Here is a 16,319-nt window from a genome sequence, read left to right as displayed (position 1 = left end):
ATGGAAAAAAACAGCAGAATATTCGTGGCCGGACACCGCGGCCTCGTGGGCTCCGCCATCTGGAAATCCCTGGAAGACAGGGGTTATTCTAACCTGATCGGGCGGACGCACCGGGAACTGGACCTGGAGGACCCGGCGGCCGTGCGGGAATTCTTTGACCGGGAAAAGCCGGAATACGTCTTTCTGGCGGCGGCGTTCGTGGGCGGCATCATCGCCAACTCACGGTACCGGGCGGACTTTATCTTCCGCAACCTCCAGATCCAGCAGAACGTCATCGGGGAAAGTTTCCGGCACGGCGTCTCCAAGCTCCTCTTCCTGGGGAGCACCTGCATCTATCCGCGAGAGGCACCCCAGCCCATGAAGGAGAGCGCCCTGCTCACCTCCCCGCTGGAATACACCAACGAGCCCTACGCCATCGCCAAAATCGCAGGCCTGAAAATGTGCGAGAGCTTCAACCTCCAGTACGGCACCAACTACATCGCCGTGATGCCTACGAACCTGTACGGCCCCAATGACAACTTCCACCTGGAGAACAGCCACGTGCTGCCCGCCATGGTGCGCAAGATTCACCTGGCCAAGCGCCTGATGGAAGGGGACTGGGACGCCGTGCGGAAAGACCTGGACGCGCGGCCTGTGGAACAGGTGGACGGGACGGCGCCGGAAGAAGCCATCCTGGACGCGCTGGCCAAATACGGCATCACCCCCGGTTCCGTGGAACTGTGGGGAACGGGCACGCCCCTGCGCGAATTCCTGTGGAGCGAAGACATGGCGGACGCCTGCGTCCACGTGATGGAACAGGTGGATTTCAGCCAGCTGAAAGGGGAAGACCGGGAGGTGCGGAACTGCCATATCAACATCGGCACCGGAAAGGAAATCTCCATCGGCGATCTGGCGCGCCTGATAGCCGCCACGGAAGGCTACCGGGGAGAACTGGTATTCAACGCGGACAAGCCGGACGGCACCATGCGCAAGCTGACGGACGTTTCCAAGCTGCATTCCCTGGGCTGGACCCACCGGGTGGAGCTGGAAGAAGGCGTGGAGCGCATCTACCGGTGGTATCTGGGCCAGGCGGAAGCCGCCGGAAACTAAGCCGCCCAGCATCTCCGGCAGCACGCACTCCTCCATGACCCATTTTCCAGACAGCCAGGATACGGCGCCCGTCAAACCCAGCCTGTGGGCGCTGAGCCCCCTGCTGGTTTTCTTCCTGCTTTACCTGGTCATCTCCGTAGCCGTACAGGATTTTTACGCCGTTCCGGTGACGGTGGCCTTTACGGCGGCGGCAGTCTGGGCCGTGCTCATCACCCGCGGGAAAAGCATGGCGGAACGGGTGGACCTGTTTTCCTCCGGCGTAGCCAACCGGAATATCCTGATGATGATCTGGATTTTCGTGCTGGCGGGCGCATTCGCCCAGTCCGCCAGGGACATGGGGGCAATTGACGCCACCGTGCAGCTCACGCTGCGCCTCCTGCCGGACAATCTGCTGCTTGCCAGCGTCTTCATCGCATCCTGCTTCATCTCCCTTTCTGTGGGCACTTCCGTGGGCACCATTGTGGCGCTTGCTCCCGTAGCCACGGGGCTGGCGCACGCCACGCAGGTCAGCACCGGCATGATGACGGCCATTGTGGTGGGCGGAGCGTTTTTTGGAGACAACCTTTCCTTCATTTCAGACACCACGATCGCCGCCACCCGCACGCAGGGCTGCGCCATGCGGGACAAATTCCGGGCTAACGTGAAGGTGGTGCTTCCCGCCGCGCTGCTGGCCCTGGCCTGCTACACCCTGCTCGGATGGAACGTGCAGTCCCCCTCCATGGCGGACGCTCCCATTGAATGGATGAAGGTGTTCCCCTACCTGCTGGTTCTGGTGACGGCGCTGGCCGGAGTCCACGTGATGGCCGTTCTGACGCTGGGGCTGCTCGCCACGGGACTTGTCGGAGTAGGCATGGGGTATTTTTCCTTCATGGCCTGGTTCCGCGCCATGGGCAGCGGCATGACCGGCATGGGGGAGCTGATCATCGTCACCCTGCTGGCCGGCGGCGTGCTGGCGTTGATCCGCTTCAACGGCGGCATTGCGTACATCATCGGAAAAATCACGGCCCACATCCGGAGCAGGCGCGGCGCGGAATTCAGCATCGCCGGCCTGGTCTCCCTGGCCAATCTCTGCACCGCCAACAACACGATCGCCATCATTACGGTGGGTCCCATCGCGAAGGAGATCAGCGATAAATTCCATATCGCGCCCAGGCGCAGCGCCAGTATTCTGGACACCTTTTCCTGCCTGGTCCAGGGCGTCATTCCCTACGGGGCCCAGATGCTCATGGCCGCCGGAATCGCCCAGGTTTCCCCCTGCTGATCATGGAATACCTGTATTACCCCCTGATTCTGGGCGTCTGTTCCATTCTTGCCATCGCACTGGCTCCCGGAAAAACGGGAAAGCGCAGGAAAAGCTGAGAAGCCATAAGGAAGAAGAGGCGTCAAAGACGCCCTTTTTGTTACCGACATGTTATCCTTGTTATCCTCATGTTACTCAACATATGGGGCTCCTATGTTATCATACATGCATGAGCCTTCATATAGAACCCACAGAAGACGCAGTGGAAACCCTGCGCAAGGAAAGGCGGAAAAATTACATTGCCGCATTGGCGACATCCATTCTCTCCGTCGTCCTGGCGGGAGCCATTCTCTACTCCCTGACCATCATCATCGCCCCCCGGAAGAACCCAAGGTCGTCGGCTACATCACGCCGGACGAAGCTCCTCCGTCGGATACGCCTCCGCCGCCGGAAGTGCAGAGGGAAACCTCCTCTTCCTCCCATGCGGAAACTCCCGTCAAAGTCGTGGTAGCCGCGGCGGCAGCCCCGGTCAGCCTCCCCAAGATCGACATTGACCCGCCGGACGAACCCGTCATGCTGGAAGAAGGAACCGCCCTGGGCATGGGAGACGGCTTCGGCCCCGACCTGGGTGACGCCACCTCCGCCTTCGGCACGTCCCAGCCCTCCGGAAGTACGCTGGTAGGCACCTTTTACGATACCAAGCAGACGCCCGGCGGACGGCCCACCAACATGACGATGGACCAGTACCGCGCCTTTCTTTCCCGCTTTGTCAACAAAGGCTGGAATGAGTCGGAGCTGAATCGTTTTTACAAGGCGCCGCAGCAATTGTACGCCGCCCAGTTCTACATTCCCAGAACTCCCGCCAAAGACGCGCCCAAGGCCTACGGATGCGACGACAAGGTGAAACCCAGCCAGTGGCTTGCCATTTACCGGGGCAAAGTGCGCGCTCCCAAATCCGGCACGTTCCGCTTCGTGGGGCTGGGAGACGACTACCTGGTAGTGCGGTTCAACAACCAGAACGTATTCGACTACGGCTGGGAATCCGCCTCCCTGGGGAAAATGACGGCGAACAACGCCAAATGGCTTGATGCCATGGAAGGCAAGCCCGGCAACGACGACCTGAAGAAGGAACTCAAGGACGCGGGCATCAACGTCCCCCCGTCACGTTCTACAAATACGGCCCCTCCGGCCACTGGAACAACACCATGCGCGGCGTAGCCGCCGGCAAGCAGTTCACGGTGGAGCAAGGCAAGGTGTACCCCATTGAAATCCTGGTCAGCGAAGGTCCCGGCGGCGAATTCGGCATGACCCTGCTGCTGGAGGAAGTGGGAATGGCACCCATGAGCAAGGATCCCAAGACGGGAGCGCCCATCCTGCCCCTGTTCCGGACCAACTACGGTGTACCGAAACCGGACAAGAACAAGGAATATGTGCCGTTTGATGAGATCGGCATCGTATGGGAATCCATCAAATAACCGGAAACTTCCCGATTTCCCTCTCTTCATGCCCGCAGGCCTCCTGCGGGCATTTTACTTGCCCGGCCGTAAAAGATGGCCTACGCTCCCGTTATTACGATGCAGCCTTTTCGATTCCATTCCATCTATCAGCCGCGCATCTGGGGCGGCCAGCACATGAGAACCATGCTGGGCCGGGAACTGCCCAACCGGGAAACGGCCTACGGGGAAGCCTGGGAAATCAGCGACCGTCCGGAAGCCATGAGCACGGTGAGGGAAGGCGAATGGGAAGGAATGCCCCTGCACCAGCTATGGGAAGAACGGCGGGAAGAACTCTTCGGGCCCGGCTACGAACGTTTTCCGCGTTTTCCCCTGCTCTGCAAAATTCTGGACGCCCGTGAGAATCTTTCCGTCCAGGTGCATCCCCCGGAATGCACGGCGGCAGCACGGCGGGGAGAGGTTAAAAACGAGGTATGGTACGTGCTGCACGCGGACCCGGATGCCCTGATTTACGGAGGAATGGAAGAAACCGCTACGCTCTCGGACATCCGCCGGGCGGCGGAAACGGGCCAAATGGAGCAACTGATACGCTCCACCCATCTGGAAAAGGGGGAACATCTTTACATTCCCGCCGGCCTGGTTCACGCCATCGGCGCCGGGCACCTCATTGCGGAGATCCAGCAGAACAGCGACACCACCTACCGCCTTTACGACTGGAACCGGACAGACGCTTCCGGACAGGGACGGGAACTGCACATGGAACAGGCGCTGGATTCCATCGCGGAATTCCGGGAGCTCTGCCGGCAGCCCGGCTACCTGACGGAAATGCCGCATTTCACCACGGAGGAATATCGGCTGGACCAGGGAGAACGATTCACCCAGCCGGACGCCTCCCGCTTCGCCATCTTCACAGTTCTCCGCGGCTCCGTGTCCTGGGACGGGAAAACGGCGCGGCAGGGGGAATTCATCCTGTCTCCGGCAAATGCGGACGCCGTCACCGCCGTGGAACCGGATACCGTTTTGCTCTCAACAACGGTTTGAACGGCCCAATATGACAAAAAGCGTGAAGAATTCGGCACAAAGCTAAAGCTTTCACACTTTTTCGTTGCAAAGAAGAAAGGTGAATCTTAGCGTGAACTAAACTTTTCCCGCATCCGTGCTGTAAATCCCTCACCTCCCGGCCGCCGTATGAGCAATATTTCCACCATCGCCACTTATCTTGCCCGTGTTTCCGGACAGCTCCAGCCCATGCTGGAGAAAGTCCAGGGCATGGACCGCAGAACCTTCCTGCTGGAAGCCGCCGCCCTGCTGGCCCTGACCAGTTGTTCGGAACCCTCCGGCAAAGCCGGAATGGCGCCCATGATTTCCTTCAAGCCCTCCGGTGTCCCCGTGGTGAAGCGCTCTCCACGGCAGCTGCTGGCGGAATGCAACGTCCGGCCTATGTTCATGCCCCGCTCTTCCCCTCTCCGGCAGCGCTCTTCCCGGATGAAGCCGCGCTTCATCACCATGCACAACACGGAAAACCCTTCCGCAGACGCCATGCAGCACGCGCGCGCGCTGAATAACGGAGCCCTGCGCTGCAACTGGCACTACACGGTGGATCCGTATGTAGCCATGCAGCATATCCCCCTGAATGAAACGGGACGCCATGCGGACCGGGCGGCCCCGGGGACATGTATTCCATCGGCATTGAAATGTGCGAAAAGCGGGGACAGAGCATCGTCAAGACCTTTGACCGCGCCGCCAAGCTGGCCGCCTACAACATGTACGCCCACGATATTCCCCTGCGGAACGTCGTGCCGCATTACTACTGGACCGGAAAACGCTGCCCCCACCTGCTGCTGGACAACGGCAAGCCCGGTTTCAAATGGTCCTGGTTCATTTCCCGCGTGGATTATTATTACCGCTGCATCAGCTAAGCGCCATTCCACGCCTCCCGCTGCATTCCGGATTTGAGGATGGAGGAAGACTCCTGACCGGGGTTGTTCCCTTGCTTTTTGCCGATCGTGTTAAAGCGGCGGGCACAGCTTTTTTGAATCCATCATTCGCTGCCAGCCGGCAATGCGTCCGCGACGCGGCATCATGTAAGCGGATCAGGGAATCAACAGCCTCCGCGCCGTCCCCTTCCGGTAATCTCCGCAGGGTCTGCAACCCGGCGGCATGAAAAAACAGGACGGCTTTTATCAATCCCGCCTGTCCCAACGCGCCAGGCTTTGAAACGCAGCAATCTTTCACCAAGTAAAGATGACGCCTCAAACAGGTGGACCCCGCATTTATCCGGAGTCCGCGCTATACCCCCCACCCTTCCGAAAGAATGATGCAAGGATCCTTGCGGAAGCATGCCTTTTCCCAAACGAAACGGAAGACGCAGGAATAACAAAATCCCCGGTCTTTTTATAAGAAGACGGGGAACGCGCAGGATTTCACGAAGCAACTTGGAAACACGGCATTCCGCGAATTCCGGAGGGGGAACGGAAAAGTCCGCCAGGTCTCACAAAGCCCCTTTTGGAAACAGTTCCGGAGCGGTCCGCGTTCATCCGCAACAGAAGCCTCCATCACGCTTCCGCCGTCCGCGGCGCAGCCGCCGGAGCATAAAAAAACTCCGCAGCCGCCAGGTCCACGCACAAACCTTGACAACTGCGGAGCTGCGCTTACACACACTTATTCATCCAACAAAAATCACTCAGCGTGGCTTCCATCAGGAGTGGTGGAAGGCCGTGCCTTCTTCCGCCGTCATCGGGGAAGTGACCGGGTGTTTCTCGAAGAAGGCCAGCATGCGCTTGAAGTCTTCCAGGAACAGGTCTGCCAAGTCCTTGGTGAAGCCCTGGCGGACCATCACGCGCATCACCACCGTATCCTGGCAATTGGCAGGGAGGGTGAAGGCGGGCACCTGCCAGCCGCGGGTTCTCAGCTTGTCCGAAAGGTCGAAGAGGGTATAGTTCGTCTTGGCTCCGTCCTTGATGAAGAAACAGACGGCGGGAATGCCCTTTTCCGGATCGCCCGTGCAAATGAATTCGTACGGCCCGAGCTTGGAAACCTCATCTGAAATGTACTTGGCCACTTCATAGGCCTGGGTATGGATGTTGGTATACCCTTCCTTGCCCAGACGGATGAAGTCATAATACTGGCAGATGATCTGTCCGGCCGGCCGTGAGAAGTTAATGGCGAAGTTGGGGATTTCACCGCCAAGATAGTTGACGTTGAAGATCAACCCTTCAGGCAGGTCGGCGATGTCTCTCCATACCACCCAGCCCACTCCGAGCGGAGCCAGGCCGTATTTGTGGCCGGAAGCGCTGATGGACTTGACGCGGGGAATGCGGAAGTCAAAGACAATGTCCGGAGCGCAGAACGGGGCCAGGAAACCGCCGCTGGCGCCGTCCACGTGGATGTCCACACTGATGCCGGTCCTGTCTTCGTAATCGTCCAGGGCCTTGGCAATCTCCGCCGGCAGTTCATAAGCGCCCGTGTAGGTCACGCCGAACGTGGGAACCACCACGATGGTGTTTTCGTCAATCTGTTCCAGCATGCTGTCCACATCCATCTTCCATTTTCCGGGTGACATGGGGATTTCACGCATTTCAATATCCCAGTAGCGGCAGAACTTGTGCCAGCAGATCTGGACGGGCCCGCATACCAGGTTGGGCTTGTCAGTGGGTTTGCCGGCAGCTTTCTGGCGGGCTCTCCAGCGCCACAGGGCGGCCATACCCCCGAGCATGCACGCTTCACTGGAACCGATGGTGGAACAGCCGATGGGTTTTTCATCCTGGCTGGCGTTCCAAAGGTTGGCAATGATGGCAGCACAGCGCATTTCAATAGCGGCTGTCTGGGGATATTCATCCTTGTCGATCATATTCTTGTTAATACTGATATTCATCAGCATCCTGACCTGCTTTTCATCCCACGTCTGGCAGAAGGTGGCAAGGTTCTGGCGGGCATTGCCGTCCAGCATCAATTCATCGGACACCAACTGGAAGGCGTCCTCCGCACGCATGGCGTAATCCGGGAACTGATCCTTGGGCAGTAGGTTGTCTGCTTCCGGAGAGCCGAAAATGGAATTTTCTGCCCGGGCTGTATCGGGTTTTTGATTTGGATCAAACATGACGGTATCTATTGTTTCATCATTTCCGGGCCAGCCGTGAAAGACCGCCCGCATGAAGGATAGAAGCTTCTACGAACAAAAGTGTTCATATTTCTATTGTCATTCACCCCCGCATAACTTTTCTACAAAAATACAGGAACAAGCTTTATTTTATTATCCATGCGTTACTAAAAATCATTAAATTACAAAATTTGTTATATTTCCTGACCTACACTCATAAAACACCCTATGTATGACACAGGCCATATTTTCACAGATGAGGGGCCCGGACGTTTTCAGCTTCAACGGCCAAGCGGAATAATATGTTAGAAGAGCCTTGCGCATAGCATGACATCCGTTGAGAAAAAACGCGCTCAAAAGACTCTTATAGTTTCCAGACACCGGTGCCAGCGCGCGCAAAAGCCCCCACCCGGGCGCCCGGGCAAAAGACGGCTCAGGTCTGGTACCTAACAAAGAACCTTACCGCATACTAATGAAACCAAAATTTGCAGTATCCGCCATCCTTCTCCTGATGACAGCCTCCCTGGCGCAGACGGGAACAGCCCAACAGGCTGAAGACCTCTATCAGGGCACCGTTGTCACGCGCCAGGAGACGCAGGACAGCATCACTTACACCTTGAAGGAGGACCTGAGCTTTTCCGGATTCCGGACGGAAGACACCGTCTTCGCAGGCAGCGTCTTCTTCAATCAGCTGGCAGACCACACCCGGCCCGCCAGCGAGTCCGTCATGACATTTACCGGCACGGGAATGTCCATGAGCTTTGACGATTGTTCCTCCATCCACAGCGACCGCTGGGTCAATGACAACGAAGGGGGAGGCGCCATCCGCGGAGAAACGCTCACCTTCACGGACATGGGCGACCTTTCCTTCAACAACTGCAAATCCATCGTGAATGCGGATACGAATGCCGGGGGCGCCGTGAACGCAAGGGGTGACATCACCTTCTCCCACATGGGCAATATTTCCTTCACCAACAACATGCTGGGTGACGACAGCCAGCAGGGGCAAGCCCTCGGAGGGGCCCTGTTCACGTGGGGAAAGATCGACTTTGAAAATACCAAGTCCATCCTGTTCAGCGGAAACTCCACCGGACACTCGCCCACGAGCGCCCACTCCAACATCGGGGGCGCCATTTATGCAGGCGCGCATGATTCCACTTCTACGGCAACCAAGGCTTACATTCCCGCCGGGGAATATGCGCTGACGTTCCAGAACGTTACCGGAAACATGACCTTTGAAAACAATTCCGCATGGATAGCCGGCGCCATTTACGCTTATGCAGGCGCCGTAGACGGCTACGATAATACCGGAGGCGGCATGAAGATAGCCGGCGTCACCGGAGACGTGATTTTCAGGAACAACCGGGCGGACGCCGGGGAACTGGCCTCCGACTGGAACGGCAACTTCGGCGCAGTATACAGCGGCCAGGACCTGGACATCTCCAACATCGGCGGAGACCTGCGCTTTGAAGGCAACCAGGCCAGCAACAGCGCCGGGGCATTCGGCGTCAGCGGAAACTTCAACCTCAATAACATCGGCTCCATCACCTTCATCGGCAACCACGCGGACAAGACGTATGCCGTAGGCTGGATCAGCAAGGACTGGAACGTCACCAATACGGGAAACATCACCATTTCAGGAAACAGCTCGGACAATCAAATGGGAGGTGTAGCCGTCTTCGGCAATACCACGTTCAGCAACAATGGGGACATCACTGTGGAAGGAAACTCCACCAAGGGTTCCAACGGAGCCCTGCGCTTTTACGGAACGTTCAGCGTGACGGATGCAGGGAACATTTCCCTTTCCGGAAACAGCGCGGACCAGTACAACGGCGCCATTGAGGTGACCGGTAATACCTCGTTCACCCGGACCGGAAACATCTCCATGGACAATAATACGGCGGGCTGGCACTACGGCGTGGGGCAGTTCCACGGGAACCTGTCCTTTGCCAACACGGGAGACATCTCCATTTCCGGCAACAAATCCACGGACTACGGTTATGGCGCCCTCCTGGTGGATGGGAAAACATCCTTCGTCAATACGGGGAAGGTCACCATCTCCGGCAACTCGGCCAAATGGGACGTTGGAGCACTTCAGGGGGCCAACGGCCTGGAGTTCATCAACAACCGCGGCGGTGTGCTTATTGAGAACAACTCCGTTGACGGTGTTGCGGGAGCCATGCTCCTCTATTACAAGGATGCCGTCTTTTCCGCTGACCAGGGGGACATCATCGTGAAAGGCAACACGGAAAAACGCGGCGGGGCCAACCCTATTCTGAACTCCCTGGTGTTTGGAACCAACGGAAGCGCTTCCATGGACAGCGTGGTGCTCCGCGCGCAGGAAGGAAGGACGGTCACCTTCTACGACCCCTTCCGGAATGAAGGCGACGGAGCGGAGTATGACAACATTGTCTATGACTTCAACAAGTCCGAAGGAGTGGATACCACTCCTTACAACGGAACGGCTCCGGAATTCACCGGAACCATCCGCTTTTCCGGAGCGGAGGCGGACAAGCTGATCACCCAGGCCGCCGGAGAAACGGAAGCCGACTGGCAAAACCGGCTGGCGGAGTCCAAGTACTTCAATGTCAGCGGAAAAACCACCTTGTACGATGGTACCCTGATTCTGGAAGACGGTGTGACATACGGCAACAAGGACCTCACCAAAGACTCATCCTTCACTGTGAATAAGGGCGTTCTGGAAATCACGGGAAACAGTTCCGTGAACAGCAGGAACATCACCATTGAATCCGGCGTGACCCTGAGAACCGGAAGGGGCGCCGCCTTCCATGCGGACACGATCGACATCAGCAAGGGCGTCATCTTTGACTTCCGCCCCTTCATGGACGATTACAGCTCCGGCCTCAGCATTGAGCAAGCCAACAGCCACACCATGGGCGGCTCCATGGGAGTAGCGGATTCCCTGGAGGATTACGCCCACAAGAGATGGGCCGAGAAGCAGCGCTTCCTGGCCATGGCCATCGGGGAAGCGGCCATTCCCGGAACTTCCGGGGATTTTGACGACATCTATTCCACAGCCACCGGAACCAATACGGTCAACTCCCCCTATACCTACGAAGGGTACTGGACCAAGGAATGGGAAGACCTGGACGGAGACGGAATCAACGACCATCTGTACGCCGTCTGGAACCCCACCGCCGGCATTGAAGAGATTCTCCCGGAACTGGACGGGGCGGACATCGGCAACTCCATGTGGAGCTCCGCTTCCAACATGAAGTCCGTTTCCAATGCCGCTCTGGGCCAGGTGGGCATCACCCGGTTCCTGATGGGTCCGAAGAATAACTTCTGGATCAAGGGAATGGGAGACTTCACCTACCATGCCACCCGCGACGGCATTGACGGCTACGACTACAATGGCGGCGGCTATGCCGTGGGTGCGGACCGCAGGTTCACCCCGAACACCATTCTGGGCGCCGCCTTCGGCAACCTGTACGGCACCAACAAGAGCCGCAGCTGGCCCAGCGAAGTGGACCAGACCTCCTACGTTGCCCTGCTTTACGGAGCATGGAGAAAGCAGCTTGCCCCCAAGGACATGCTGACCATCAGCGGAACAGCCGGCTTCGGATGGACAACCAACAAGCTGGACTCCTATTATGACGGAGGGGCTTCCCACGGCAAATGGCAGAACAGAATGGGCTTCGCCACCCTTCAGGCCACGTGGGACCACAGCCTGAACAAGGGCTGGACGCTCTCCCCCTTCCTGGGAATCGAGTACACCCAGGTCAACCAGAATTCCTTCACGGAAACGGGATATGACGCCCGGCACTTCGACCGCGGGAATCTGAAGAACCTGAGCCTGCCCGTGGGCGTAGGCGTCAGCAAGGCCCTGCAATTCAGCAACGGCGTGCTGTGGGTGAACAGCCTGTCCGTAAGCTACGTGCCCGACGTGGTGCGTGACAACCCGGAAACCAGGGCCACGCGCCTGCTGAACGATTTCAGCTGGACCGCGAGGGGTTCCCGCCCGGACCGGAACGCCGTACGCGTCAATTACAACAGCACCGTCGTCATCAACCCCAAATGGACGGCCTACGCCGGCTATGAATTCGAAGGCAGGAGCAAGTCAACCTACCACCGGGTCAACGCCGGGGTAAGCTACGCCTTCTAAGTCGCGCATGACGGCAGCGGGCACGTTCCGCTGCCCTGCGCCCCCTGCCCAGTCAACGGGCTGCATTCCTCCGGGATTGCAGCCCGTTCGATTTTTTCCGGAAACCGGCAGCAACAAGCGTAAAGAACGCACTGGCCATTTCACCGGAAATGCACGCGTCCGTTGCTTTCCAGGAGGCAGAACAATTAAAAAAATGGACCGGCCGGCTACACCGGAAACCCCGTCATGGAATCATGCGTGGGAAGCTTCCCTTACATACAGCACATGCGGATACAGGACGGAATCCGGAGCTACTTTGGGATGGTTGAATTCCGCCGTCTTCCTCATTCCGGCACGCTGCATCACGGCCTGGGAAGGAAGATTCACACAGACGGTGAAGGAATACACCCGGTCAAGGCCCAACCTGGCAAAACCGTGCTCCAAACAAGCCCTGGCCCCTTCCGTGGCGTAGCCATGCCCCCAGGCTTCCGGCACAAGCCGCCAGCCTATTTCCACACAGGGCGTGAAGTCCGCTTTAAAATCCGCCCAATGAAAACCAAGGAGGCCGATGAGGGAGCCGGAAGATTTCAGCTCTACGGCGTACACCCCGTAACCCTTTTCATCCAGTTCCGCCCGCAGGCGGTTCCACATGGCGCGGGATTCCTCCTCCGTCATGACGGCGGGGAAGAAACGCATCACCCGGGGATTGGCGTTCATGGCCGCAAAAAAGGGCCAGTCCCTTTCCCCCACGCCCGGAATGCCAGCCGTTCCGATTCCGGCAAGAGCAGTTTTCCTCCCGGCATGGCGCTAGTTGTACATGGAAAGTTCCGTTTCCAGCTCCGGACAGCGGTTCACGCGGAACCGTTCGTCCAGCTCCAGTATTTGACTATGGCCCAGGCTGTCCTTGATCGTGAGATTGACCTTGGAACGACCGGGGTACCTTTTCAGGATGTCCCGTATCTGCTCCAGATTTTTCCTCGTGTGGCGCAGGGGGCTGACAATGATATTCAGAGGGCCCTGGTCCCCGGCCTTGGACTTGCGCCTCCTGCCTCCCAGCGGGTCCACGCTCTGCGCGGCCACGCTCTTGGCGGAAGTGCGGTCATCCTCCCGGATGTTGGCGCGCACGGAGACGAAGACGCCCGGTTCCAGGCCGCCTTCCATTTCCAGGGCCTTTTCATAGACATCCGACCACAGCAGCACTTCAATGCTGCCGGTAAAGTCTTCCAGTGTGAGGATGGCGAATTTCCTGCCTGCCTTGCTGATCTTGGGGATGATGGAGCGCACCATGCCGGCGATCTGGTGCTTCTGCTTGAGTTCGTGCGACTCCAGCGCGTCAATGAGACCGATGCGGGTGTATTTTTCCGCATCAATGACGCCGCGCATGGAGTCCAGCGGATGGCCGCAGAAGTAGGCGCCCAACAGGTCCTTTTCATCCCCCATGCGCTGCTCCTTGGACCATTCCAGAACAGCAGGCTCATCCTTCACCCTGGGAGCTTCAAAAGTCATGTCAAACAGGGCGCCCTGCCCCAGGGCCTTGTCCTTGTGCACCTGGGATGCGCCGCTGAGGGCCAGGTCCACCCGCTCAAACAGGGCGCAGCGCGGTTCCAGCGTCCAGTCCAGCGCTCCCGCGCGAATCAGGGATTCCAGAATCTTCTTGTTGACGGATTTGGAATCCAGCCTGTTGCAGATGTCCTCCATGCTGGTGAATTCCCCGTTTCTTTCCCTTTCCTCCAAAAGAATCTGCATGGCTCCTTCCCCCACATTCTTGATGGCCGCCAGTCCGTAGCGCACGGCCAGCTTGCCGGAAGGCGTTTCCTCCGGAGTGAATTTGAGCATGGATTTGTTCACGTTGGGGGGCAGGATTTCAATGCCCATGCGGTTGGCTTCCTGAATGAACACGCCGATCTTGTCGTTGTTCGCTTCATTGGACATCAGGCCGCAGAGGAATTCCACCGGGAAGTGTGCCTTGAGGTAGGCCGTCCAGTAGGAAATGTGGCCGTAACAGGCGGAGTGGGATTTGTTAAAGCCGTACCCGGCGAATTTCTCAATCTTGTCAAAGATGGCCGTAGCCGTCTTTTCATCAATCTGGTTGGTTTTCCAGCACCCTTCCACGAAGTGGGCCTTTTCCTTGGCCATTTTTGCAGGGTCCTTCTTGCCCATGGCGCGCCTCAGCAGGTCGGCCCCGCCGAGCGTGTAGCCCGCCAGCAGCTTGGCCGCCGCCTGAACCTGTTCCTGGTAAATCATCACGCCGTAGGTCTCTCCGCTGACCTGTTCCAGCAGCGGGTGTTCATACACCACCTGGCGCAGCCCCTTCTTGACCTCGATCATTTCATCCATGAACTGCATGGCTCCCGGACGGTAAAGGGCCAGCAAGTCAATGATGTCTTCAATCTTCTGGATGCCGTAGCGCCGGCAGGTATCCACCATGCCGCCGGATTCCAGCTGGAACACGCCCATCGTGTCCCCCTGTTCAGCAGGTCCAGCGTTTCCCGGTCATCCAAGGGCACGGAATCCAGCTTGAAGTCCGGCACGCGCCAGCGGGCGTATTCCTCCGCATCATGCATGACGGTCAGGGTTTTCAGACCCAGGAAGTCCATTTTCAAGAGACCCACTTCATAAATCGCGCTCATGTCGCACTGGGCGACGACGGCTGCATGAGGATCAGACAGGTCGTCACGGGTGAGCGCCACATGCTCGTCCAGCGGACGGTCACCAATCACGACGCCCGCCGCGTGCACGCCCACGTTGCGGATCAGCCCTTCCAAGCGCGTCGCATAACCCCAGAGCTCCGCGTATCCTTCATCGGAGGCGATCAGCTCCCGCAGTTCCTCACTGCTCTTGTAGCTGGACTGGAGGGTTACCTTGGGACCGGGTTCAATCAGCTTGGAAATGCGGTCTCCATCCGCGTAGGACATGTCCATCACGCGGGCCACGTCCCTGAGCACGGACTTGGCGCCCATGGTGCCGTACGTGATGATGTGAGACACGGCGCGCTCCCCGTATTTCTGCCGCACATAGTCAATCACCTCCGGACGGCGCGTCTGGCAGAAGTCAATGTCGATATCCGGAGGGCTGACGCGCTCCGGGTTCAGGAAACGTTCAAAGATCAGCCCGAACCGCAGGGGGTCGATGTTCGTGATCTTCATGGCATACGCCACCAGAGAACCGGCGGCGGAACCGCGGCCGGGCCCCACGGGAATGTCATGGTCCTTCGCCCAGTTGATGAAATCCGCCGTAATCAGGAAGTAGGAGGGGAATTTCAACTGGTTGATAATCCCCAGCTCATAATCCAGGCGGTCGCGGAGTTCCTTGTCCTTAGCCACGCGTTCTTTGCCGTACCGCTCCTCCAGTCCTTCATAGCATACCTTGCGCAGGTAATCCTCACGCGTGGAGCCGTCCGGAGTGCCGAATTCCGGGTATTTTTCCGTACTGGCGGAGTCCAGCTTGATGGTGACGTTGCACCGTTCCGCGATTTTCAGCGTGTTTTCCACGGCGTCCGGATAGTCCCTGAACACCTCCCTCATTTCCTCGGGGGATTTCAGGTAGACTTCCGTGGAGTAGCGCATGCGCTTGGGAGAAGCCAGCTTTTCGTTGGTGCCGATGCAGATCAGCACGTCGTGCATGTCGTGGTCCTCCTTCCGGAGGAAGTGCACGTCATTGGTAGCTAGAATGGGGGTATTGGTCTTGCGGGCGATGCGCACCAGCTCCGGCAGGCATTTTTTCTGCTCCTCCATGCCATGGTCCTGAAGCTCCACAAAAATGTTGTCGTCCCCGAAGATATCCTTCAGCGCCAGGAGGGCTTCCTCCGCCTTTTCAGGCTGGTCATTGAGCAGCCATTCGTTCAGCGGCCCGGCAAGACACGCCGTACAGCAAATAAGGCCTTCATGGAATTCCCGCAGGGTTTCCATGTCCACGCGGGGCTTGTAATAAAAACCTTCCAGATGGGACCGGGATACCAGCTTGACCAGGTTCTGCCAGCCGGTTTCATTTTCCGCCAGCAAAAGCAGGTGCGTATATTTGCGGCGCCCGGGAAGCTGTTTTTTCACGCCGATGGGCGTGGGGGAAAGGTACACCTCGCAGCCGAAGATGGGCTTCACCTCCTGCTTCTGCGGTCCTTCCGGATGTTCCTTGTTCCAGGCGGCCACGGATTTGTTAAGGCTGTTCGCCTCCATGACCAGCTCAATGGCTCCGAAGAGGTTGCCGTGGTCCGTGATGGCTACGGCCGGCATTCCCATGCGGGAACATTCGGCAATGAGGTCCTTGATATGGACTGCGCCGTCCAGCAGAGAGTATTCCGTGTGATTGTGAAGATGTACGAAGGAACCGGGCATG

General features: G+C 58.2%; 10 protein-coding genes and 2 pseudogenes. 7 read left to right on the top strand and 5 right to left on the bottom strand.

Features of this window, described 5'->3' with window-relative positions:
* The 5 genes and pseudogenes from PVA48_RS09015 to PVA48_RS08995 all read left to right on the top strand — a co-directional run bounded on the left by PVA48_RS09015 (window position 1) and on the right by PVA48_RS08995 (window position 4,824).
* Window positions 1-1,089: a GDP-L-fucose synthase family protein gene (locus tag PVA48_RS09015; RefSeq protein ID WP_102728473.1), complete on the top strand. Its 1,089-nt coding sequence runs from the start codon at window positions 1-3 to the stop codon at window positions 1,087-1,089.
* 34 nt (window positions 1,090-1,123) lie between these two features.
* A pseudogene (locus PVA48_RS09010) lies at window positions 1,124-2,448 on the top strand (Na+/H+ antiporter NhaC family protein).
* A gap of 334 nt (window positions 2,449-2,782) precedes the next feature.
* The gene (locus PVA48_RS09005; RefSeq protein ID WP_423231621.1) at window positions 2,783-3,547 is read left to right on the top strand and encodes a hypothetical protein; all 765 of its coding nucleotides are present in this window, start codon (window positions 2,783-2,785) and stop codon (window positions 3,545-3,547) included.
* Window positions 3,535-3,804, top strand: a complete 270-nt coding sequence (locus PVA48_RS09000) for a hypothetical protein (protein WP_215840672.1) — start codon at window positions 3,535-3,537, stop codon at window positions 3,802-3,804. The genes PVA48_RS09005 and PVA48_RS09000 overlap by 13 nt, the downstream gene beginning before the upstream one ends.
* Before the next feature lie 99 nt (window positions 3,805-3,903).
* Window positions 3,904-4,824: a type I phosphomannose isomerase catalytic subunit gene (locus PVA48_RS08995; RefSeq protein WP_180975191.1), complete on the top strand. Its 921-nt coding sequence runs from the start codon at window positions 3,904-3,906 to the stop codon at window positions 4,822-4,824.
* A gap of 173 nt (window positions 4,825-4,997) precedes the next feature.
* Here PVA48_RS08995 and PVA48_RS08990 read toward each other — a convergent pair whose 3' ends face one another.
* Window positions 4,998-5,324 carry a hypothetical protein gene (locus PVA48_RS08990; RefSeq protein WP_423231620.1) on the bottom strand — a complete coding sequence of 109 codons (327 nt, stop codon included), beginning with the start codon at window positions 5,322-5,324 and terminating at the stop codon, window positions 4,998-5,000.
* 132 nt (window positions 5,325-5,456) lie between these two features.
* Between PVA48_RS08990 and PVA48_RS08985 the strand changes: the two genes are divergently transcribed.
* On the top strand, window positions 5,457-5,702 hold the full coding sequence (locus tag PVA48_RS08985) for an N-acetylmuramoyl-L-alanine amidase (RefSeq protein WP_259676462.1): 246 nt from the start codon (window positions 5,457-5,459) through the stop codon (window positions 5,700-5,702).
* Window positions 5,703-6,481: 779 nt separating this feature from the next.
* Here PVA48_RS08985 and PVA48_RS08980 read toward each other — a convergent pair.
* Window positions 6,482-7,882 (bottom strand): glutamate decarboxylase, encoded by a 1,401-nt coding sequence (locus PVA48_RS08980; protein ID WP_102728561.1) that lies wholly within the window; start codon window positions 7,880-7,882, stop codon window positions 6,482-6,484.
* A gap of 472 nt (window positions 7,883-8,354) precedes the next feature.
* On the opposite strand from PVA48_RS08980, the gene PVA48_RS08975 reads away from it, so the two are divergent.
* The gene (locus tag PVA48_RS08975; protein ID WP_022396579.1) at window positions 8,355-12,008 is read left to right on the top strand and encodes an autotransporter outer membrane beta-barrel domain-containing protein; all 3,654 of its coding nucleotides are present in this window, start codon (window positions 8,355-8,357) and stop codon (window positions 12,006-12,008) included.
* Window positions 12,009-12,239: 231 nt separating this feature from the next.
* On the opposite strand, the gene PVA48_RS08970 is transcribed toward PVA48_RS08975, so the two are convergent.
* From PVA48_RS08970 to dnaE, 3 genes and pseudogenes are all read right to left on the bottom strand, one after another.
* Entirely contained in the window at window positions 12,240-12,704 is a 465-nt protein-coding gene (locus PVA48_RS08970; RefSeq protein WP_423231619.1) for a GNAT family N-acetyltransferase, read from the bottom strand.
* Window positions 12,705-12,794: 90 nt separating this feature from the next.
* On the bottom strand, window positions 12,795-13,223 hold the full coding sequence (locus tag PVA48_RS08965) for a hypothetical protein (RefSeq protein ID WP_423232512.1): 429 nt from the start codon (window positions 13,221-13,223) through the stop codon (window positions 12,795-12,797).
* 12 nt (window positions 13,224-13,235) lie between these two features.
* A pseudogene (gene dnaE, locus PVA48_RS08960) lies at window positions 13,236-16,318 on the bottom strand (DNA polymerase III subunit alpha); the annotation flags it as partial.
* Between the last annotated feature and the right edge of the window lies 1 nt (window position 16,319).

It is taken from the genome of Akkermansia sp. JRP_AM1, assembly GCF_049262625.1.
In the GTDB taxonomy this organism is placed as follows: domain Bacteria; phylum Verrucomicrobiota; class Verrucomicrobiia; order Verrucomicrobiales; family Akkermansiaceae; genus Akkermansia; species Akkermansia massiliensis.
The sequence above is the reverse complement of the archived record's forward strand: the minus strand, read 5'-3'. Positions and strand labels throughout refer to the sequence as shown.